At 45.8% G+C, this 23,112-nt stretch carries 16 protein-coding genes and 1 pseudogene; 6 read left to right on the top strand and 11 right to left on the bottom strand.

All coding sequences use genetic code 11. The features are described 5' to 3' along the window. Positions 1 to 16 precede the first annotated feature (16 nt). Together icd and BACFIN_RS12400 are read right to left on the bottom strand one after the other, a co-directional pair. Positions 17 to 1,207 carry an NADP-dependent isocitrate dehydrogenase gene (gene icd, locus BACFIN_RS12405; protein WP_032839465.1) on the bottom strand — a complete coding sequence of 397 codons (1,191 nt, stop codon included), beginning with the start codon at positions 1,205 to 1,207 and terminating at the stop codon, positions 17 to 19. Positions 1,208 to 1,235: 28 nt separating this feature from the next. After that, entirely contained in the window at positions 1,236 to 3,479 is a 2,244-nt protein-coding gene (locus tag BACFIN_RS12400; RefSeq protein ID WP_007751685.1) for an aconitate hydratase, read from the bottom strand. Between the two features lie 117 nt (positions 3,480 to 3,596). On the opposite strand from BACFIN_RS12400, the gene BACFIN_RS12395 reads away from it, so the two are divergent. Beyond that, entirely contained in the window at positions 3,597 to 5,483 is a 1,887-nt protein-coding gene (locus BACFIN_RS12395) for an AAA domain-containing protein (protein WP_007751686.1), read from the top strand. Positions 5,484 to 5,779: 296 nt separating this feature from the next. On the opposite strand, the gene ilvC is transcribed toward BACFIN_RS12395, so the two are convergent. The 5 genes from ilvC to ilvD all read right to left on the bottom strand — a co-directional run bounded on the left by ilvC (position 5,780) and on the right by ilvD (position 11,807). After that, the gene (ilvC, locus tag BACFIN_RS12390; protein ID WP_007751689.1) at positions 5,780 to 6,823 is read right to left on the bottom strand and encodes a ketol-acid reductoisomerase; all 1,044 of its coding nucleotides are present in this window, start codon (positions 6,821 to 6,823) and stop codon (positions 5,780 to 5,782) included. A 65-nt stretch (positions 6,824 to 6,888) separates the two neighbouring features. Continuing rightward, positions 6,889 to 7,632, bottom strand: a complete 744-nt coding sequence (locus BACFIN_RS12385) for an acyl-[acyl-carrier-protein] thioesterase (RefSeq protein ID WP_007751691.1) — start codon at positions 7,630 to 7,632, stop codon at positions 6,889 to 6,891. Next, positions 7,629 to 8,195: an acetolactate synthase small subunit gene (ilvN, locus tag BACFIN_RS12380; protein ID WP_007751693.1), complete on the bottom strand. Its 567-nt coding sequence runs from the start codon at positions 8,193 to 8,195 to the stop codon at positions 7,629 to 7,631. The genes BACFIN_RS12385 and ilvN overlap by 4 nt, the downstream gene beginning before the upstream one ends. A gap of 48 nt (positions 8,196 to 8,243) precedes the next feature. Beyond that, entirely contained in the window at positions 8,244 to 9,941 is a 1,698-nt protein-coding gene (ilvB, locus tag BACFIN_RS12375; RefSeq protein WP_007751696.1) for a biosynthetic-type acetolactate synthase large subunit, read from the bottom strand. A gap of 63 nt (positions 9,942 to 10,004) precedes the next feature. After that, positions 10,005 to 11,807 (bottom strand): dihydroxy-acid dehydratase, encoded by a 1,803-nt coding sequence (gene ilvD, locus BACFIN_RS12370; protein ID WP_022275751.1) that lies wholly within the window; start codon positions 11,805 to 11,807, stop codon positions 10,005 to 10,007. A gap of 479 nt (positions 11,808 to 12,286) precedes the next feature. Between ilvD and BACFIN_RS12365 the strand changes: the two genes are divergently transcribed. Then, complete coding sequence (locus BACFIN_RS12365) at positions 12,287 to 12,862, top strand: FKBP-type peptidyl-prolyl cis-trans isomerase (protein WP_007751701.1); 576 nt, start codon at positions 12,287 to 12,289, stop codon at positions 12,860 to 12,862. A 112-nt stretch (positions 12,863 to 12,974) separates the two neighbouring features. Here the strand turns inward: BACFIN_RS12365 and BACFIN_RS12360 are convergent, their stop codons facing one another. After that, positions 12,975 to 14,261 carry an L-cysteine desulfidase family protein gene (locus tag BACFIN_RS12360; RefSeq protein WP_022275753.1) on the bottom strand — a complete coding sequence of 429 codons (1,287 nt, stop codon included), beginning with the start codon at positions 14,259 to 14,261 and terminating at the stop codon, positions 12,975 to 12,977. A 135-nt stretch (positions 14,262 to 14,396) separates the two neighbouring features. Here BACFIN_RS12360 and BACFIN_RS12355 point away from each other — a divergent pair, with 135 nt between their 5' ends. Together BACFIN_RS12355 and BACFIN_RS12350 are read left to right on the top strand one after the other, a co-directional pair. After that, positions 14,397 to 15,482: a PCMD domain-containing protein gene (locus tag BACFIN_RS12355; protein WP_007751705.1), complete on the top strand. Its 1,086-nt coding sequence runs from the start codon at positions 14,397 to 14,399 to the stop codon at positions 15,480 to 15,482. Positions 15,483 to 15,512: 30 nt separating this feature from the next. Next, positions 15,513 to 16,298: a porin family protein gene (locus BACFIN_RS12350; RefSeq protein ID WP_007751707.1), complete on the top strand. Its 786-nt coding sequence runs from the start codon at positions 15,513 to 15,515 to the stop codon at positions 16,296 to 16,298. Here BACFIN_RS12350 and BACFIN_RS23960 read toward each other — a convergent pair. After that, positions 16,299 to 16,445 (bottom strand): annotated as a pseudogene (locus BACFIN_RS23960) (calycin-like domain-containing protein); the annotation flags it as partial. A gap of 183 nt (positions 16,446 to 16,628) precedes the next feature. On the opposite strand from BACFIN_RS23960, the gene aroC reads away from it, so the two are divergent. Next, positions 16,629 to 17,705, top strand: a complete 1,077-nt coding sequence (gene aroC, locus BACFIN_RS12345; protein ID WP_007751711.1) for a chorismate synthase — start codon at positions 16,629 to 16,631, stop codon at positions 17,703 to 17,705. 15 nt (positions 17,706 to 17,720) lie between these two features. Further along, complete coding sequence (locus BACFIN_RS12340; protein ID WP_007751713.1) at positions 17,721 to 19,079, top strand: dipeptidase; 1,359 nt, start codon at positions 17,721 to 17,723, stop codon at positions 19,077 to 19,079. On the opposite strand, the gene BACFIN_RS12335 is transcribed toward BACFIN_RS12340, so the two are convergent. Further along, positions 19,061 to 21,172 carry a DNA topoisomerase 3 gene (locus tag BACFIN_RS12335; protein ID WP_007751728.1) on the bottom strand — a complete coding sequence of 704 codons (2,112 nt, stop codon included), beginning with the start codon at positions 21,170 to 21,172 and terminating at the stop codon, positions 19,061 to 19,063. The genes BACFIN_RS12340 and BACFIN_RS12335 overlap by 19 nt on opposite strands. Positions 21,173 to 21,256: 84 nt before the next feature. Then, positions 21,257 to 22,975, bottom strand: coding sequence for an ATP-binding protein (locus BACFIN_RS12330; protein ID WP_007751729.1), 1,719 nt, complete (start codon positions 22,973 to 22,975; stop codon positions 21,257 to 21,259). Between the last annotated feature and the right edge of the window lie 137 nt (positions 22,976 to 23,112).

Below are 23,112 nucleotides of genomic sequence, written 5' to 3' on the forward strand. Positions count from 1 at the left end.
TCTTTATTCGTTACTTCTATTTTTCTATTCTTTCCACGATTTCACGGGTGAAAGCGGAAGTGGAGAGGGAGGTTCCATTCGGCATGAAACGAGCGAGGTCATGGGTGGCACGCGCATCCAAGAAACTCTGTTCCAAAGCTTTCTCGATAAGAGTTGCCGCTTCTTTCCAACCCAAATACTCAAGCATCATGACTGCCGAAAGTATGATAGAGCAAGGATTCACCACATCTTTGCCCGCAATGGTAGGCGCTGTTCCATGCGTGGCTTCAAAGATGGCATGCCCCGTTTTATAATTGATGTTGGCTCCGGGAGCAATCCCGATACCACCCACCATTGCCGCCAATTGGTCGGAAACGTAGTCTCCATTAAGGTTCAGAGTGGCTATGACCGAGTAATCTTCAGGGCTCAGAAGCGTATTTTGCAGGAAAGCGTCGGCAATGCAATCCTTAATCACCAATCGTCCGTCTGCCAACGCGTCGGCAAATTCACGCTGCGCCAATTCGTAGCCCCATTTCTTGAAGCCGCCTTCTGTGAACTTCATTATATTTCCCTTGTGAACCAACGTGACGGAGGGCAGATGATGGTCTAACGCGTATTGGCAAGCAGCACGCACGAGACGCTCCGTACCTTCCCGCGAAACCGGTTTCACACCGAAAGAGGAGCTCTCCGGGAAACGTACCTTTGTCACACCCATCTCGTCTTTCAGGAATTTATAGAACTTTTCCGCTTCCGGAGTGCCTGCTTCCCATTCAATACCTGCATAAATGTCTTCTGTATTTTCACGGAACACGCACATATTTACTTTTTCGGGTGCTTTCACCGGCGACTGTACTCCCGGATACCAACGGACGGGACGAAGACAGACGTATAAATCAAGCGTCTGGCGCAACGCCACATTCAACGAACGGATACCGCCTCCGACAGGCGTCGTCAACGGACCTTTAATACCAATCAGATACTCCTGAAATGCCTTCATCGTCTCCTCCGGTAGCCAAGAACCTGTCGCATTAAAGGCACGTTCTCCCGCCAACACTTCTTTCCACTCGATACGGCGTTTGCCACCGTACGCTTTCTGAACAGCCGCATTGACTACGGCTTGCATGGAGGGAGTAACTTCCGCTCCCACTCCATCACCGGTAATATAAGGTACGGTAGGCACATCGGGCACTGACAGCGTACCATCTGCTTGCATAATTATTTTGCTCATGATTTTTATTTTTCTTGTCTTTTTTAAATTATCTGGCATTCAAGGCAGAACCGGCACGAAACCAAGCTATCTGCTGTTCATTATAAGTGTGTTGCACTTCAAAGCTCTCTTTCGTCCCGTCTTCGTGATGGAGAACGACAGTCAGGTTGCGTCCCGGAGCGAAGTCCACCAAACCAAGCACGGACAGAAGGTCGTGTTCACGAATTTTATCATAATCGGCTTTGTCTACAAAAGTGAGGGCAAGCATGCCCTGTTTCTTCAGATTCGTTTCATGAATACGGGCAAAACTCTTGGCGAGAATGACACGTACATTCAGAAAACGCGGTTCCATAGCCGCATGTTCACGACTGGAGCCTTCACCGTAATTTTCTTCGGCCACGACAATAGACGGCACTCCTTCGGACTTATACATTTTTGCCGTACCGGAAACAGTTCCGTAAGTGTTGGTAGAACGGTTCCAAACCTTGTTCGTCTCACCGTTGAAGGCATTGACAGCTCCCATTAACATGTTATCCGAAATATTTTCCAGATGTCCCCGGAAACGGAGCCACGGACCTGCCATCGAAATATGATCAGTAGTACATTTGCCTTGCGCTTTGATCAATAAAGGCATATTCAATAAATCTTGACCATCCCAGGCTGGGAAAGGAGCCAACAGTTGCAAGCGTTGTGAATCCGGCTTCACCCTGATTTCCGTCTCTCCTCCATGAGGAGCAACGTAACCCTCGTTTCCTTGCGCAAAGCCGTTCAAAGGAAGTTCATCTCCCACCGGTTCGGACAGCTTCACTTTCTCGCCCTCATGATTCACCAGTCTGTCTTTCAAAGGATTGAAACAGAGGTCACCCGCAATTGTCAGTGCCATCGTCAGTTCCGGAGAAGCAACAAAAGCGTATGTATTCGGATTGCCGTCGGCACGTTTGGCAAAGTTACGGTTGAAGGAAGTGACAATTGAATTTTTCCGCGTCGGATCATCCGTCTCACGTTTCCACTGCCCAATACAAGGACCACAGGCGTTTGCCATAATTGTAGCTCCTATCTGTTCAAAAGCTTCTATCATTCCATGCCTCTCGGCAGTGGCACGAATCTGCTCGGAACCCGGATTCACAATCAACGGAGCGGCTACACTCAGGTTCTTTTCGGCAACCTGCTTCGCCAGAGAAGCGGCACGGCTCAAATCCTGATAGGACGAATTGGTACACGAACCGATCAATCCCACTTCCATCTTACGCGGGTAACCGTTCAACAACACCTTCTCCGCAAACTTGGAAATAGGAGTGGCAGCGTCCGGTGTAAAAGGACCGTTTATATAAGGCTCGAGTTCAGACAGGTCTATTTCAATGACGCGGTCATAATACTTAGTCGGTTCCTCAGCCACTTCATCGTCAGCACGAAGGTCGGCGCCAACGGTCTCTGCCAGTTCAACCACCCGCTCTCTTCCGGTAGCTTTCAAATAGGTGGCCATACGCTCGTCAAACGGGAACAATGAGGTGGTAGCCCCCACTTCGGCCCCCATGTTACAAATGGTCGCCTTCCCGGTAGCCGAGAGCGATTCGGTTCCTGGACCAAAGTATTCGATAATGGCGTTCGTTCCCCCTTTTACGGTAAGAATTCCGGCAAGTTTCAAAATCACATCTTTCGGAGAAGCCCAGCCGTTCAGTTTTCCGGTCAGGCGGACACCGATGATTTTCGGCATTTTGAGTTCCCACTCCATGCCGGTCATGACATCCACCGCATCCGCACCGCCAACCCCGATAGCAACCATACCCAGTCCACCCGCATTTGGCGTGTGCGAGTCGGTTCCTACCATCATTCCGCCAGGAAAAGCATAGTTCTCAAGAACAACCTGATGGATAATTCCGGCTCCCGGTTTCCAGAAACCGATTCCGTAGCGGGAAGATACGTCACGAAGGAAATCGTACACTTCTTCATTGGTCAGCCTTGCAGTGGCAATATCTTCTTTTGCACCTTTATACGCTTGTATCAAATGGTCACAATGCACCGTAGAAGGCACAGCAACTTGATCTTTGCCCGCATTCATAAATTGAAGCAGAGCCATCTGGGCTGTCGCATCCTGCATCGCAACACGGTCGGGACGAAAATTTACATAATCTTCCCCTCTTTGGTAATCTTTCACATCAGCCACATCATACAAATGGGCATACAGAATCTTCTCGGCCAACGTCAAAGGACGTTTCAATATAGCCCGTACGTGTTCTACCTTTCCTTTATAAGCAGGGTAGAAAGCTTCTAACATAGTTGCATCGTATACCATATCACTTTTTGTTTTTTTAGTCTATCTATTAAAATAACGAATGACGTTCGAGTAATGTTTAACAAAATGAAATAAATTTTCGTCTCGGGAAGAAGAATTGTTACCTTTGCGCCTATTATGAATAATAATCCGAAAAATCCGATAGCCGACCTTCAGCAACAACAACTCCTCTTACGGATGGAGTACGAATATGAGAAAGAGGAATTCAAACGGCAGACTGAAACGATGGGTATTGCCCGAAAAGTGAAACGCGGTCTTTGCTGGTATCCTGCCTCTCTCGGCCGAAGTTACTATAACTCTCTGAATCAATTTGTTGTAGATATTACAAGAAGCGAAAATAAAGAGATAGAACACTCTTTTGAATTCGGCCGTCCCGTTTCCTTTTTCCACCAGTCATTCGACGGAAAAGTGAAATATTTGAATTTCACCGCAACCGTCAGTTATGCAGACGAAGAACGAATGGTAGTCGTGCTCCCCGGAGCAGGGGCATTGATGGAACTGCAAACTGACGGTGTGCTGGGCGTACAGCTTTACTTTGATGAGACTTCTTATCGCGCTATGTTTGAAGCGCTGGAGGACGTGATCCGTGCCAAAGGCAATCGCCTTGCCGAACTGCGCGACACGTTGCTGGGAACGCTAAAGCCCGGATTTCGCGAATTATACCCCGTACGTTTTCCTTGGTTGAACAGTACGCAGGAGACGGCTGTCAATAAAGTGCTTTGCGCACGTGATGTCTCTATTGTGCACGGTCCTCCGGGAACGGGAAAGACAACAACACTTGTCGAAGCGATTTATGAGACACTGCACCGCGAACCACAAGTGATGGTGTGCGCTCAAAGTAATACTGCCGTCGACTGGATTTGCGAGAAACTTGTAGATCGGGGTGTTCCGGTGCTCCGCATTGGAAATCCTACCCGTGTAAATGACAAAATGTTATCCTTTACCTACGAACGCCGGTTTGAGAGCCATCCGGCGTATCCGGAACTTTGGGGAATCCGCAAGTCCATCCGCGAAATGGGAGGACGAATGCGGCGGGGAAGTTACGAGGAACGGGAAGGGATGCGCAGTCGTATGAGCCGTCTACGCGACCGTGCTACCGAACTTGAGATTCAAATTAACGCCGACCTCTTCGACAGTGCCCGCGTGATTGCCTCAACCTTAGTCAGTAGCAACCATCGCCTGCTCAATGGCCGCCGTTTCCCGACTTTATTTATCGACGAAGCTGCGCAAGCACTCGAAGCAGCCTGCTGGATAGCTATCCGAAAAGCAGACCGGGTGGTTCTCGCCGGAGATCATTGCCAGCTTCCGCCTACCATAAAATGTATAGAAGCTGCTCGTGGAGGATTGGAATATACATTAATGGAGAAGGTGGTTCGGCAAAAACCATCCTCTGTCTCGTTGCTGAAAGTGCAATATAGAATGAACGAAGCTATCATGCAGTTCCCTTCCGACTGGTTTTATCAGGGAGAACTGGAGGCTGCTCCGGAGGTACGTTATCGGGGAATCCTTGATTTCGACAGCCCCATGAGTTGGATTGACACTTCTGAAATGGAATTTCACGAGGAATTTGTAGGCGAAAGTTTCGGACGCATCAACAAGCAGGAGGCTAATCTGCTCCTGGAGGAGTTGGAAGCCTATATCAACCGGATCGGAAAGGAACGAATTTTAGAGGAAAGGATTGATTTCGGGCTGATTTCACCCTACAAAGCACAAGTGCAATATTTGAGAAGCAAAATTAAAGGAAGCAGTTTCTTGCGCCCTCTCCGAAGCCTCATCACAGTTAATACAGTGGACGGTTTTCAAGGACAGGAACGGGATGTCGTTTTTATCAGTCTCGTCCGCGCCAACGAGGAAGGGCAAATCGGATTTCTGAATGATTTAAGACGAATGAATGTAGCGATCACACGAGCACGCATGAAACTGGTGATTCTGGGAGAAGCCGCCACACTTACCAAACATCCTTTTTACAAAAGACTTATGGCATTCATAAAAAAGGAGGATTAAAATAATCCTCCTTTTATGGAGTCCCCTTTCTCACGAAACCGAACTCCGTTTTTTTAACACAAACAAAACAAACAATATTTTTATTACTACTTTCACCAAGTAGTAAACTGTGTACCTTAAGACCGGAACGCCAGCTTCAGAAGAATAAATATATATTTCATCCTTTCCATTGATAATTTTTAGAAGATCTGATTAAAACTGCCCCTTAGCACTAATTTAGGAAAGACTTTTCAGCAAAATAAAAGGGGAAAGCTAACCTCTCCCCTTTTTTATCAAACTTGTATAATCCTATCAAATCAATTGTTCTCCGGACGAAGTTTGCGTACAGTAACAGCAGTTTGCCACATTTCGCTTTCACGCAACTGGCGGAGTTCTTCATTCAGTTTCTCACGATAATTCGGCTGTGAGTTACTGTCAATAGAAATTTGCGCTTCGTTACCGGTCTTCACACTGTGATACAGTTTTTCAACTACCGGTTTGATAGCGTCGTGGAACGGGCCCATCCAGTCAAGAGCACCGCGTTGAGCAGTAGTAGAACAGTTTGCATACATCCAGTCCATACCGTTCTTTGCAAACAACGGCATTAACGACTGAGTCAGTTCCTCTACTGTTTCATTGAAAGCTTCGGAAGGTGAATGACCGTTTTCACGCAACACCTCATACTGTGCCAACAACAGACCTTGAATAGCACCCATCAACGAACCGCGTTCACCTGTCAGGTCGGAAGTTGCTTCACGTTGGAAAGTTGTTTCAAACAGATACCCTGAACCGATACCGATACCCAAAGCAATTGTTCTATCGTAAGCTTTACCCGTAGCGTCCTGATAGATAGCGTAAGAAGAGTTCAAACCACGACCTTCGAGGAACATGGTACGCAATGAAGTACCCGAACCCTTAGGAGCAACCATGATAACATCAATATCAGCAGGAGGAACCACCCCAGTACGATCATGCCAAGTGATAGCAAAACCATGAGAGAAATAAAGAGCCTTTCCGGCAGTCAGGTAAGGTTTCATTGTCGGCCATACAGACATAACAGCCGCATCAGACAACAGACACATGATAATTGTGCCTTTTTCGCAAGCTTCTTCGATTCCGAACAAAGTTTCACCCGGAACCCATCCGTCAGCTACTGCTTTATCGTATGTCTTTCCCTGACGCTGACCAACGATTACATTAAAACCATTATCACGCAAATTCAATGCTTGTCCGGGACCCTGAACGCCGTAACCGATTACAGCGATTGTTTCATTTTTCAATACTTCACGAGCTTTCTCCAATGGAAATTCATCACGGATCACTACATTTTCAATAGTACCGCCAAAATTCAACTGTGCCATTTTTCTTTTTGTTTTTAGTTTTGATGGCTTACGCCATCCGTTATTAATTGATTTTATATTCTATTTTATTCAAATATCACTTTCGACCGGCAAACCACTTCGCTGCCGTTCTTCTTCACCTCTACGTGAAACTCATTTTCATTGGCTTCATCGCAGAAGAAAGTCAGTTCGTCTCCAAAATAACTTTCAGCCACATACGCCATCTCAAAACGACGAATACGCTTGGTTTTATACAAATCGATCGGAAACAAGTCGAGTATGTGCTCGATGTAACGGATACTATTCACATGACCGTTAATATCAATATCACTGTATTTCGCAGTCAGCGTGGCCAACGGCTGTGTATTAGTCACTTTGATACGCGAAGGCTTCTCTATCGGACAAGGCTCATCGCATACATAGTCTATAATGCTTCCCCCGTGCAATGCCAACAGGTCAGCCGGTTTACGAGTATTCAAACTGATCATCGCCCACACGGAACGAGCGTAACCGATTTTCTTGCCTTCTTTATTCATAATGGCAAAATTACGATCGGTGAACAGGCGATAAACATTTTCCACCCAAGTCTGAACCGAAAAGTCCTCATACTGATAAGGCATTTCATCCAATTCGATTGCCAGGCGGGAAAGTACCCACGTATAATTGTCCTCATTCAGAGATGCAATGCCAAAACCACGATCGCTGGCATGAAACCCTGCGCAATTCAGCAAATGATTGCCCAATACCCCCATTGTCAGGCGGCCGTTGAAATCAACATGAAACGGTTCTGCAACAAACTTATAAGTTCCTATTTTATTTGATTCGCTCATTCTTCCTGCTGGTTTTTATTTTGGTTATAACGGGCTTCCCGTCCGTCAAGAAACTCATTCACCCGTTCAAAACAACTGGTGGTAATCGCTACCCGCCCCGAACGTACAAATTGCAAAACACAATTCAAAGCCTTCAGTTCACCGTAAAGCGAGGTAATTTCTTCACTCATTCCATTCTTCTCAACAATAGAAAATACCGGATTTACTTCCACTATGCGGGCGTTATATTTACGTATCACCTTAGAGGCCTCCGGTGTCTCTTGAAATTCGGGGGTAGACACCTTATATAAAGCAATCTCATGGAAGTAGATCTCATCTTCCGTAAAGTAGTGCGCCTGAATTACATCAATCTTCTTTTCTATTTGCTTCACCACTTTTTCAATCGTATCTTTATCAGTCCAAGCAGTAATGGTATACTTATGTACCCCCTTGATGGAAGAAGCAGATACATTCAGACTCTCGATATTTATCTGCCGACGGGTAAAAACAGCCGTAACCTGATTCAGCAATCCGGCTATATTTTCCGAATGAACAATGATAGTATATAATGTTTTTTCACTCATAATCCTTAATTTAACTTTCAACTCTCAACTCTCAACTCTCAACTTCTCCTAGCACTCCAGCAACATCTGATTGACAGAGCCTCCCGGAGGAGTCATCGGTAGTACATTACCTTCTTCTACTACACAGGCTTCGAGCAGGAACGGGCCATCTGTTGCCAACATTTCACGGATAGCGTCCGCCAGCTCTTCACGAGAGAAGACACGTTTGGAAGGAATCTCGTACGCCGAAGCAATTTTCATGTAATCCGGATTCAACATCGGAGTGAATGAATAACGGCGATTGAAGAACATAGCCTGCCATTGGCGCACGTTGCCCAAAAAGTTATTGTTCAGGCAGATAATCTTCACCGGAGCCTTTTGCTCCATAACCGTACCCAGTTCCTGAAGATTCATCTGCAATCCACCGTCTCCCATAAATACACATACGGTACGTTCCGGTGCTCCGAAAGTCGCTCCGATAGCGGCGGGAAGGCCGAAGCCCATTGTTCCGAGTCCGCCGGAAGTAATGATACTGCGTTCTTTCGTATATTTAAAGTAACGTGCGGACATCATTTGATTTTGTCCTACATCTGTCACCAGAACTGCTTCGTGGCGGGTAGCGTCACTTACCGCACGTACCACCTCACCCATACTCAACGAGTCGGTGGCAGGATAAAGCTCGGGACGAATCACCTTTTCTTCCTCCACCTTCTCATACTCCGTGAAACTGCCGACCCACTCAGCGTGTTCATTCTTTTTCAAGAGTCGGGTAACAGCCTTCAATGTCTCCTTGCAATCTCCCAAAACTGCAACGTCAACTTTTACATTTTTATTCACCTCCGCCGGATCAATATCAAAGTGAATCACTTTTGCCTGTTTGGCATAAGTAGCCAGATTACCGGTCACACGGTCGTCGAAGCGCATTCCTACAGCGATCAGGACATCACATTTATTGGTATTTATATTCGGTCCCAAATTACCGTGCATCCCCAACATTCCTTTATTCAAAGGATGTTCCGTAGGTAAAGCCGAAAGTCCGAGTAACGTACATCCCGCAGGCATATCCGCCTTTTCAATAAATTCACGCAACTCACTCTGCGCATTCCCTAACTCAACGCCTTGCCCCACCAGTACAAGCGGACGTTCCGCATTATTAATCAGTTCGGCGGCAGCCTTTACGGAGTCTTCATCAGTATCGGGCACAGGTACATAGCTGCGGATGAAATCAACCTTAGTCGGCTCATATTTCGTCTTCTCTACCTGTGCATTCTTGGCAAAATCCAGCACAACCGGACCGGGACGACCGCTACGGGCAATGTAGAATGCACGTGCTACTGCCCACGCTACATCTTCCGCACGGCGGATCTGATAACTCCACTTGGAGATAGGCTGGGTGATACCTACGAGATCGACTTCCTGAAATGCATCCGTTCCGAGAAAACCGGTTCCTACCTGTCCGGCAATAACAACAATAGGAGTACTATCGATCATCGCATCTGCAATACCGGTAATCGTGTTCGTAGCACCGGGACCGCTTGTCACCAGGCAAACACCGACTTTACCTGACACACGGGCATAACCTTGTGCCGCATGGGCAGCTCCCTGTTCGTGACGAACCAAAATGTGGTTCAAGTTATTTCGATGGTCGTACAAGGCGTCGAATACCGGCATGATTGAACCGCCGGGATAACCGAAAATCGTATTTACTCCCTGATGTTCCAATGAGCGCATCAACGCCTCCGCACCTGTTATTAAGTCTTTACTCATCTATTTATTTGCAATTTTAAGATTTACAATTTACGATTGAACTCAACGTCAAAACATCATTTGTCAATCGATTAATCTTACTGCTCCTTTATCGGCAGAGCTTACCATGCTGGCATACGCTTTCAGGCTCTTCGGCACATAACGGTCACGAGTGACAGGTGTCATCGGACGGGCAGCCAGTTCTTCATCCGTCAGTCGCACGTTAATCGTCCGGGCGGGAATGTCGATTTCAATGATATCTCCGTCGACTATTTTTCCGATATTACCTCCTGCTGCCGCTTCGGGAGAGATATGCCCTATACTCAATCCGGAAGTTCCGCCACTGAAACGTCCGTCTGTGATCAAAGCACACTCTTTGCCGAGATGACGGGATTTTATATAAGAGGTAGGATAAAGCATTTCCTGCATACCGGGACCACCCTTCGGACCTTCGTGCGTGATGACGACAACGTCGCCACTGACGACTCGACCTCCCAGAATACCTTCGCAGGCTGCTTCTTGCGAATCAAACACTTTAGCAGGTCCGGTAAACTTCCAGATACTTTCGTCTACCCCTGCCGTTTTTACCACACAACCGTCTTGAGCAATGTTACCTTTCAATACGGCCAGGCCGCCGTCTTTGCTGTAAGCGTGTTCCAAATCACGGATACATCCGGTTGCACGGTCTTTATCCAGTTCCTTATAATACATACCTTGCGAGCCGAGTACGAGGTTAAATCTATTTCCGGCTGCGCTCGAATATTTTTTGATAGCCTCTTCACTTACGTTCGGACTTGTAATGGAATACTTATCAATAGCCTCTGCCAACGTCATTCCGTCTACCCGGCGAACAGACGTGTCCACCAGACCAGCTTTGGACAGTTCGTCCATGATTGCAATAATTCCACCGGCACGGTTCACATCCTGAATGTGGTACTTCTGTGTGTTCGGAGCTACTTTGCAAAGGCACGGAGCCTTGCGGGAAAGCATATCAATGTCGTCCATCTTGAAGTCGACTCCCGCTTCATGGGCAACAGCCAACAGGTGAAGAACCGTATTGGTAGAACCACCCATCGCAATATCCAAAGTCATGGCATTCAGAAAAGCTTGGCGGGTGGCAATGCTACGCGGAAGCACGCTCTCGTCCCCCTCTTCATAATATTTCATCGCATTATCCACAATCAACTTAGCAGCATCTTTGAAAAGCTGCGTACGGTTTTCATGCGTGGCTACAATGGTCCCGTTTCCGGGAAGAGCCAAGCCGATGGCTTCGTTCAAGCAATTCATAGAATTTGCTGTAAACATACCGGAACAACATCCGCAGGTAGGACAAGCGTTCTGCTCGATATTGGCAACTTCCTCGTCACTCACACTTTGGTCGGCCGACTTAATCATCGCGTCGATCAAATCCAAATGCTGACCGTTCCATTCACCCGCCTCCATAGGACCACCCGACACAAATACAGCAGGTATATTCAGACGCATCGCCGCCATCAACATTCCCGGAGTGATCTTGTCACAATTACTGATACATACCATCGCGTCTGCCTTATGAGCATTCACCATATATTCCACACTGTCTGCGATGATATCACGGGAAGGAAGCGAGTAAAGCATTCCATCATGCCCCATAGCTATACCGTCGTCGATAGCGATTGTATTGAATTCCGCAGCGAAGCACCCCAGCTTTTCGATCTCCGCTTTCACCAACTGGCCGATCTCATGCAAGTGCACGTGTCCCGGCACAAACTGTGTGAATGAATTGACTATAGCGATGATAGGCTTACCCATCTGATTCTTCTTCATGCCGTTGGCTACCCACAACGCACGGGCTCCCGCCATCCGACGGCCTTGTGTACTAAACGAACTGCGTAATTGCTTTTTCATTTCAATCTATCTTTTAATTAAAAAGCCTCTCTCACACCAGTGAGAAAGGCTCTAAATTTTATCTTTATGGTACGAATACATACAGCACAAAACCTTTCTCACGCTCTTGATGGGACCACCACGACGCGAATAATATGCAAGACTGCTAGGTTAATAGATGTGTGTAAGTTATTCATATCTTCTTTTCTTTATTTTTGTGCTGCAAAGGTAAGGGCTTTTTTATTATATCCAAACAAATCGAAGAAAAAAATCACATAAAAACGAATAATTGTAAGAAAAGAGAGGCGTTATTTCTCTATTTTATCACTTAGAGGTTAAATTTACAACTATTATATAAGTGGAATCCTATTGTCCCTTTCTAACAAAAGCATTTAATATTTTGAAATATACCTTCCCTATATCACGGCAGAAATAAATAATTCGTATCTTTGTCAGCCCGCATTTGCGGGATTTATTAATTTAGAAATAAAAAGAATTAGATGGAAACAGTAGAAAACAAGTACATTACCGTTGCATACAAATTATATACAATGGAAGATGGTGAAAAGGAATTGTTCGAAGAAGCAAAAGCAGAACATCCCTTTCAGTTCATTTCAGGATTAGGAACAACACTCGAGGACTTCGAGAACCAGATAACTTCTCTTTCTAAAGGTGACAAATTTGACTTCACCATTCCGGCAGACAAGGCATACGGTCAATATGACGAGCAACACGTGATTGATCTCCCGAAAAATATCTTTGAGGTTGACGGCAAGTTCGACAGCGACCATATCAAAGAGGGTAATATCGTACCTTTGATGACCGGTGACGGTCAACGCGTAAATGCCAGCGTAGTAGAAATCAAACCGGATGTAGTAGTCGTTGACCTCAACCATCCGTTGGCAGGCGCCGATCTCATCTTTGAAGGCGAAGTGATTGAAAGCCGTCCTGCTACTAACGAAGAAATTCAGGAACTGGTGAAAATGATGAGTGGCGAAGGCTGCGGTTGCGGATGCGACAGTTGCGGTGATGGTGGCTGCAATGACCACGAATGCAGTGGCGGCTGTTGCCACTAAGTTAATGAAGAGTTAAAAATGAGGAATGAAGAATTGCTATCAACCATTGCGCAGCTAATTCTTCATTCCTCATTTTTCATTCCTCATTCTTCATTTTCTAACTCCTCATTTTCTAGCATCCTTTGTGCGTCATGATATCGAGTACCATTTTATCCGTTTCGTTCATAGCTTGTGAGCCGATTCTTGTCAGATTACGGATACTTTGATCTACATCTTCATCAATAATACCTTCCACAGAAGTTACACAACGGTCTTCCATTGCCATCATAGCAGACAGTACAGCTGTTGAGACTCCGGTAGTCACTTTTAGGGCACAACTCGGTTTTGCACCGTCACAAATCATGCCCGTCAGGTTGGCAATCATGTTTTGAACGGCAAAGGCAACCTGGTCATAGTTTCCTCCCATCAGCCAAGTGATTCCGCAACTAGAACCTGTGGCAGCTACCACACAACCGCAGAGAGCGGAAAGACGTCCCAAACTTTGTTTGATATAAATAACCGTAAGATGACTCAACATCAAGGCACGGATCAGTTCTTCTTCATTCTTATTATTCTCTTCGGCAAAGACCACCACAGGAAGCGTGGCCGATATTCCTTGATTACCACTGCCGGAATTACTCATGACCGGAATCATAGCTCCTGCCATTCGAGCGTCACAAGCGGCAGAAGTATAAGAGAGGATGTGAGAGAATACGCTGTCACCCATCACTTTGTGTTCATAACTTCCCCGAAGCATTCTTCCCAAAGAGTGTCCGTAACTGCCTTTAAAGGCTTGTTCGGCAGCAGCCTTGTTCAAACGTGCCGTATCAAGAATAAAACGAATTTCATCCAAAGGAGCTGTCAAGGCAAAATCATAAACCTTACGCAGGTTCAGTTCGGGAGCGGTCGCTTCCTCTTCTTCATCGGTTGTATGCTGCCTGTCCAGTAATACGTTACCTCCATCGGCTATATATATAAAGGTGGTATGACCACCGGCAATTACAGCTTTCGCCGTTCTATCTCCGGACCTGCAAATCACTTCGATATAGAGCTTTTCCGTGATATTATCTTTCAAGGAAATACAAATCCGTCTTTCCGCAATAAACTGCTTTCCGCACTCTACAGCTTCCGGTGTACAGTCTTTCAATACTTCCAGTTGGTACTCTGATTTGCCTATCAATGCTCCTAAAGCAACGGCAATGGGAAGTCCTACCATTCCTGTGCCCGGTATTCCTACCCCCATCGCATTTTTTAAAATGTTGGCACTGAGCAGTACTTCTATCTTCTCCGGACGCATCCCCAATGTTTCGGCAGCTTTCGCTACACAAAGCGCCACAGCAATAGGTTCTGTACATCCGATAGCCGGAATTACCTCTCTCTTAATCAGTTCTATAATTTGCCTTCTTTCTGACTCAGTCATAAACTCATAAGTTTTAAGTACACACAAAAGTAAGAAAATCTTTTTTATCATACATCTCTTACTGAACAAATAAAATTTCATTTTGTTATAAACGCTTCTGAGAACTAAACTTTAACAGTAAGAAAAAAGAGAAAAATGAAAGCAAAACACGTGATTTTATATTTCCTGGTAAGTATTATCATCTCTTCTTGCATCCGTGACGAAGCTCTTAACGCAGAAGCAGATATACTTAGTTGCACACTGCCGAAAGCAGTAATGACTACAAGTCCTATCATTAATAATAATTCGGTAACTCTTTTTGTGGGACCGGAAACAGACGTTTCGGCCCTTGCACCGGAATTCACCCTGACTCCGGGAGCTACCATCAGCCCTTTGAGCGGAACGGTACACGATTTTAATCTACCGCAAAAATACACTGTCACAGCAGCCGACGGAGTATGGAAAAAAACATATACAGTTTCGGTTATTGATACGGAACTTGCAACTAACTACAACTTCGAGGACACTCTCGGTGGGAAAAAATACTATATATTCGTAGAACGGCAAGAAGACAAAGTGATTATGGAATGGGCCAGCGGAAATGCGGGTTATGCCATGACCGGTGTTCCTAAAACAGCCGATGACTACCCCACTTTCCAAATAGCGGATGGTAAAGAAGGAAAATGTCTTTCATTAGTAACGCGAAGTACCGGTTTCTTCGGGCAGTTAATGGGTATGCCCATTGCCGCAGGAAACTTATTTATCGGCTCTTTTGATGTGAACAATGCCATGAGCTATCCGCTGCAAGCTACCAAATTCGGTCTGCCTTTCCGTTATGTGCCGACCTATCTGGCCGGTTATTATAAATACAAGGCGGGAGACAAGTTCACCGAAGAAGGAAAACCCGTTGACGGAAAACGTGACATTTGCGATATATACGCCATCATGTACGAAACGAGCGAGTCTGTTCCTACTCTTGACGGAAGTAATGCGTTCACCAGTCCGAATCTGGTTTCAATAGCACGCATCGACAATGCCAAAGAAACAGATGAATGGACTTATTTCAAACTTCCGTTTATTACCCGCCCCGGCAAGTTCATCGACAAAGAAAAGCTAAGGGATGGAAAATACAACGTAGCAATCGTCTTTACCTCCAGTCTGGAAGGCGCTTATTTCAATGGAGCCATCGGAAGTACCTTGCTGATTGATGAAGTCGAACTGGTCTATCATACAGAAAACTAAAACCTAAATGATTTTATAATAATTACAGCGATGAAAAAATACCTTTATACATTCGGTCTGCTTATTTGTTTAAGTGTTGCCCTGCCCGGTTATGCACAAGTGGATAGAAATGAAACGCTTATCCGTTCCGCCCTTCGCGGATTGGAATACGAAGTGAAAGCAGGAATCAGTATCGGCGGCACAGCTCCGCTTCCCTTACCGGCGGAAATCCGGTCTATTGACGGTTACAACCCGACTCTCGCCATTACAATCGGGGGTGAAGTGACCAAATGGGTAGCGGTTCAGAACAAACTGGGTGTCATCGTAGGGCTACGGCTTGAAAACAAGGCTATGACCACCGAAGCTACCGTAAAGAATTACAGTATGGAAATTCTGGGACAAGGAGGTGAAAGGATCAGCGGAGTATGGACAGGAGGGGTAAAGACCAAAGTACATACCGCCGGATTAACCATCCCATTGATGGCTACTTATAAGTTGAGTAGCCGTTGGAATGTGAAAGCAGGCCCTTATTTTTCCTATATACTTTCAAGGGAATTTTCAGGACACGTATACGAAGGATATCTGCGTGAGGACGATCCAACAGGACCTAAAGTAGAATTTACCGATGATAAAATTGCAACTTATGACTTCTCCGACGATCTGAGACGTTTTCAGTGGGGACTTCAGGCAGGAGCCGGATGGAGAGCGTTCAAACATCTCAACATATACGCCGACCTTACCTGGGGACTCAACAATATCTTCAAGAATGACTTCCATACGATCACTTTCTCGATGTACCCTATATATCTGAATATCGGCTTCGGGTATGCATTCTAAAATATAACTCACCACAGTTACATCGCAAGCTCCCAAGGCAGCCGCCTCTCCAGCAAATGTAAGTTGCTGTTGTCCTGTAAAGGTCGAAATCCCCTCTCCCTTCTTTACGGTACACTTGTCTATTACAATATCCCCGAACGTCATTATCTTCCCGTTCATGGATTCTTTTTCATACAGTCATTGGTTTAGTTATTATTAATCATCATTTATCAACTGAAAAGAAGAAAAAAGGTTCAATATGCCACCTTTTTTGAAGATATTTTGAGTTCACAACAATCTTATCGAAAACTTTGTTATATTTGCATACAGTAATTTTAAAAAGCCACGACTATGTTTAATTCATTTGGCAACATCTTTCGGCTCACAAGTTTTGGTGAGTCTCATGGAAAAGGAATTGGAGGAGTAATTGACGGATTTCCCGCCGGAATCACTATTGACGAAGAATTCGTACAACAGGAACTGAACCGGCGCCGTCCGGGACAATCCATCCTTACCACCGCACGCAAAGAAGCTGATAAAGTAGAGTTTCTTTCCGGTATTTTTGAAGGTAAGTCAACCGGTTGCCCCATCGGTTTTATCGTTTGGAACGAAAACCAACATTCTAATGACTACAACAATCTGAAAAATGTATATCGCCCTTCACACGCCGACTATACTTACACAGTGAAGTATGGTATCCGCGATCATCGTGGCGGCGGACGTTCGTCTGCACGCGAAACGGTATCACGCGTCGTAGCCGGTGCTTTGGCCAAGCTGGCACTCCGCCAGTTAGGTATCAGTATCACTGCTTACACCTCACAGGTAGGAGCTATCAAACTGGAAGGCACTTACTCGGACTACGATCTCGACTTGATCGAGACAAATGATGTACGCTGCCCGGACCCGGAAAAGGCAAAAGAAATGGCAGACCTTATATATAAGGTAAAAGGAGAAGGCGATACTATCGGCGGTACGCTGACTTGTGTCATCAAAGGCTGCCCCATCGGTTTGGGACAACCCGTTTTCGGTAAGCTCCATGCGGCTTTGGGAAATGCGATGTTAAGTATCAACGCCGCCAAAGCATTTGAGTACGGTGAAGGATTCAAGGGACTGAAGATGAAGGGGTCGGAACAGAATGACGTTTTCTATAACAACAACGGACGGATTGAAACGCATACCAACCATTCAGGAGGTATTCAGGGAGGATTGAGTAACGGACAGGACATTTATTTCCGTGTGGTATTCAAACCGATCGCTACGCTGTTGATGGAGCAGGAGACTGTTAATATCGACGGAGTGGACACCACGCTGAAAGCTCGCGGCCGTCATGACGCCTGTGTACTGCCACGCGCCGTTCCCATTGTAGAGGCAATGGCTGCGATGACTATACTTGACTATTACCTGCTGGATAAAACCACGCAGCTTTAATGTTTAATTCAATTTATGAACGAAATTCAGAAATATATAGCAGAGAACGAGTCCCGAATGATGGAGGATTTGTTCAGTCTCATCCGCATTCCAAGTATCAGTGCACTGCCCGAACACCATGATGATATGCTGGCGTGCGCCGAACGCTGGGCACAGCTATTATTGGAAGCCGGAGCGGACGAAGCATTGGTAATGCCCTCCAAAGGCAATCCGATTGTCTTTGCCCAAAAGATAGTAGACCCGAGCGCAAAAACTATTTTAGTCTACGCCCATTATGACGTGATGCCTGCCGAGCCATTAGAGCTTTGGAAAAGCCAACCGTTCGAGCCGGAAATACGTGACGGTCACATTTGGGCACGTGGTGCGGATGATGACAAAGGACAATCATTTATTCAGGTGAAAGCCCTCCAATATCTCCTCAAGAACGGACTGCTGAAAAATAACGTAAAGTTTATCTTTGAAGGAGAAGAGGAAATCGGTTCTCCCAGTTTGGAGGCTTTTTGCGAAGAGCACAAAGAGTTGTTGAAATCCGATGTGATTCTTGTTTCGGACACTAGCATGCTAGGAGCGGAACTCCCTTCGTTAACCACAGGTCTGCGTGGCCTGGCTTATTGGGAAATAGAAGTTACGGGACCAAACCGTGATTTACATTCCGGACATTTCGGAGGTGCGGTAGCCAATCCGATTAATGTGTTATGCAAGATTATCAGTAAAATAACCGATGCGGATGGAAGAATCACCATTCCCGGATTCTATGACGATGTAGAAGAAGTTCCACAAGCCGAACGGGAGATGATTGCCCGTATTCCTTTTGATGAAAAGAAATACAAAGAAGCGATCGGTGTGAAGGAAGTATTCGGAGAAAAAGGATACAGTACATTGGAGCGTAACAGTTGCCGGCCGTCTTTTGACGTATGCGGTATATGGGGCGGGTATACAGGAGAAGGTTCCAAAACCGTGCTTCCCTCAAAAGCTTACGCCAAAGTCTCCTGCCGGTTGGTTCCACATCAGGACCACCATAAGATTTCTCAAATGTTTGCGGATTATATTCTTAGTATTGCTCCTGACACGGTACAGGTGAAAGTCACTCCGATGCATGGAGGACAGGGTTATGTCTGCCCCATCTCCCTTCCCGCCTATCAAGCGGCGGAGAAAGGTTTTGAGATTGCTTTCGGGAAAAAGCCGTTGGCTGTACGCCGCGGCGGCAGTATTCCTATCATATCCACTTTCGAACAAGTATTAGGAGTCAAGACCGTATTAATGGGATTCGGACTCGAATCGGACGCCATCCATTCGCCGAATGAAAATTTCTCACTGGATTTTTTCCGTAAGGGAATAGAAGCGGTGATTGAGTTTCATAATGCCTTCCGGTAAGTACATCCGTTTTTCCACTCCGAACATCCGTAGGCTGTCTTGCCTTTTATGATTGTTCCTTTGCCGCAAAGCGGACAAGGTTGTCCGACAAGAGAATCAGCATTAACAGTAGCCGCAGGCGTAGCCTTCGGCTTCTTTTCTTTCGGAGCACCCGGTTTCCGTTCGCGCTTCTTCGGTTCTTTCTTCACTTTTTCTCCGGCTTGGGCGGCTGCCGCATCCTGAATGGTAATACGGCGGTTAGTATTATCCGACAACACACTCATTACGATTTCCGAAACCATCTGCTTCAGTTCTTCAAGAAACTGGCGTGCATCATACGTTTTCTTCTCTATTTCGCGGAGTTTCTTTTCCCAGATACCCGTCAGTTCGGCAGATTTTAAAAGCTCTTCATGAATAAGCTGCACCAGTTCCACTCCTGTCGGGGTAGCAATCAGGTTCTTCCTTTCCTTACGGATGTAATTCCGTTTGAACAACGTTTCGATGATAGCGGCACGGGTAGACGGGCGGCCGATACCGTTTTCTTTTAAGGCGTCGCGGAGTTCGTCGTTATCAACCAACTTTCCGGCAGTTTCCATTGCACGAAGCAGAGTTGCTTCCGTGTAAGGTCTGGGCGGCTGTGTCCACTTCTCATTCAAATCGGGAACATGAGGACCACTTTCCCCTTTCACAAAAGCAGGAAGTACATTTTCGTCTTCTTCCTCTTTTTCTTCGGCCGTTTCTTTTACATCTTTTGCAAAGACAACACGCCATCCGGGTTCGAGAATCTGTTTCCCACTTACTTTGAATTCTATTTTATCCACCTCTCCCATCACAGTAGTAGTAGAAATCTTACAATCCGGATAGAACACGGCAATAAAACGACGGGCAATCAGATCGTAGACACGACGCTCCATATCCGTCAGGTTTTGAGCGTACACTCCGGTAGGGATAATGGCATGGTGATCTGTTACCTTTGAATTATCAAATACTTTCTTCGATTTCGGCAATGTGGAACCGTTCAACGGAGCTGTCAGTACTTCATAATCACGGAGTCCTTTCAGAATACCAGGGCACTTCGGATAAATATCGTCACTCAGGAAAGTTGTATCGACACGCGGATAGGTAGCTACTTTCTTTTCGTAAAGGGACTGGATAAGTTTTAATGTCTCATCAGCAGAATAAGCGAATTTCTTGTTACATTCCACCTGAAGCGAAGTCAGGTCGAACAGACGCGGAGCAAACTCCCGTCCGTCTTTCTTACTAACACTGGTGACTACGAACGGAAGGTCTTTGATACGTTCTACCAACGCCTCGCCCTCTTCCCTGTTAGCGATAGGATCAATACCGGGATTCTCTATTATTTTCTTTTTCCCACCGTTTTTCTCTTCTTCCGCAGCGATTTCTTCATCACTTTTGCGGATTAAAGCCGAAAAGGTTGTATCCCGGTAGTTCGTTTTCAATTCCCAATATTGCTTAGGCTGGAAGTTGGCTATCTCCAACTGTCGGTTAACAATCAACGCTAAGGTAGGTGTTTGCACCCGACCGATAGAAAGTACCTGTTTATTCTGACCGTATTTTATTGTATAAAGACGAGTGGCATTCATACCAAGCAACCAGTCTCCGATAGCCCGCGAAAGTCCCGCTTCATACAGTGACTGAAAATCTGCCTGATCCTTTAGCTTTGCAAATCCGTCACGAATAGCTTCTTCCGTCAAAGACGAAATCCACAAACGCTTCACCGGACAACGGGCGCCTGCTTTCTGCATCACCCAACGCTGAATCAATTCTCCTTCCTGTCCGGCATCACCGCAGTTGATAATCTCATCTGCATTTTGCATCAATTGCTCTATGATATGAAATTGTTTCTCAATGCCCGGATCATGCCCAATCAGTTTGATACCGAAACGCGGAGGGATCATCGGTAAGCTACCTAAGCTCCACGACTTCCAATTAGGAGTATATTCATGCGGCTCCTTCAGGGTGCAAAGATGTCCGAACGTCCAGGTCACCTGGTATCCGTTTCCTTCTATATATCCTTCTTTTCTGGTATGAGCGCCGAGTACTTCGGCTATATCACGTGCAACAGATGGCTTTTCAGCTATGCAAACTATCATTCTTTTCCTTCTTGTTTTTATACTATCAGCCTACAAAGTTACACGAATATTTCTCACAGAAGGCATGAAGCCGGGAAAAAGTGATTATACCTCCCAACACTTCCATCCTTTATTGGCACAGATATATACCACATACGAACGGACATTGTAATTGGGAAACTTCTTTTTCGTATCTTCGGCATAGCCCTTCACTTGTTCTACGTGTTCTGCCAACGGTTCGGTGAGCGCAAGCATGCGGTCGGCATCTTTGGAACGATAGTATTTGAATTCTACCACGCGGTCGTCCGTGTAATAATCCGTGCCGGGGATGCCGGTCATTTCAAAATCCGAACGACCGACGGAGTTATTCTGTTCGATGGCAAAAGTGTAACAATGGCTCAAATAGCGGGAGACAAGCTCGTAGAAAGAACAACGGATAAAGTTCTCGTTGATCTTATCGAAAACCTGTGCGGGGAATTGTCCCAGATATTGCTCGAAATAGTTCTGCACAAGGGGTTCAAAACTACGGTTGGAATCATAAAGTTCATAAACCGGGACGTAGCGACTGGCGTTACCTTCGATCTTGTTCAGTTGGTTGTAATAATCCATGTAGATGCTGCGCATGGTCATGTTGGGGAGCACCATGCGGTATGCACTCTTCAGGGTAGTCATACCTAAGTAGAACAGGCTGACGGGATAGAATTCTTTCTCGAAGAACTTCTTCTTGTTGAACTTACTGGATAAATCGCTGACGTTGTAGGACAGTTCGTCGTCTATCACCAGGGCATCGAGCATCTCTTTGGCATTAGTAAGCGAAAGAGTTAAGCGGCGAATCCAGTTGATGTCCGTACGCAGGTTCTCATCGATCAGTTCGGGCGGAATGCTTCCGGCATTAGCGGCAAATTTCTTAAGGAAATAAGTTAGGATAGTGGAGTTAAAAAGACGTTCGCCGACGGGGCTGAAACGATAACCGTCATAGTTGCTCACAATCAGCTGCCAGATTTCCTCGAAACGTTCTTCGCTTGCACCGGGAGTATATTTATCAAGTACATAACGCAGGTATGTCTTCGTTTCTTCATAGGTGAAACCGAGCATATTGAGGAAAGACGGTTCCAAGGTAAGAATTTCCGCAATGTTGTAGCCGCTAGTCAAATCGTCCATGGTGACAGGCAATACACCTGTGCAGAAACAGGTACGGATAGTACCTTCGCCTATGCCTTTTTTAATCACTTTAAAAAAGGTACGAAGGAAACTGTCGCTGGTGGTTACCTTTTCATAAAGCGGATCGTTATAGGAAGTAAGCAGTTGGTTGGTGAAGTTATCGTATTCGTCAATCAATATATATACTTTAGGCAATCCACGTGAACTGGCATAACCCAAAAGTTCCTCCAACATCTGCGCAGCATTTCCCCTAGTTGTAAACTGAAAATCCCCAAACAGGTCACGGTTGTGTTCTAACGTTACCTCTACTGGTATACAGTTGAGTTTATTAAAGTTCTGTGCCAGTCCTTCCATATCATTCGCCATCACCATAGCCGAGAAGTCATAACGAATCACCATATATTGATTATGCTCTTTCGTAGGATGTTCGCCAATCCAGGTGCCACCGAAGAGTTCTTCAAAACGATTCGCCTTTGTACGGTCGTAGTAGTGAGCCAGCATGGAGATAAGCAGACTTTTCCCGAAACGGCGGGGACGGAGAAAAACAGGAGCTTTATAGTCTTCAAGCCCCGGAATGTAATTTGTCTTATCGACATAATAAAAGCCACGTTCACGCATTTCTGCGAAGTCGGCCACTGCGTATGGAATCGTTATTCTTGCCATAATCGTTAATCTTTTCTTTCGGTAGAGACAAAAGTACTAATAAATTAGTACTATAAAAAAGATTATGCGAAAAAGATCAAAGTTATGCACTTATCATGTATAGCCCTATACACGAAGGCTGCACAACTCTATACATG

The sequence above is a fragment of the Bacteroides finegoldii DSM 17565 genome (genome assembly GCF_000156195.1).
GTDB lineage: Bacteria > Bacteroidota > Bacteroidia > Bacteroidales > Bacteroidaceae > Bacteroides > Bacteroides finegoldii.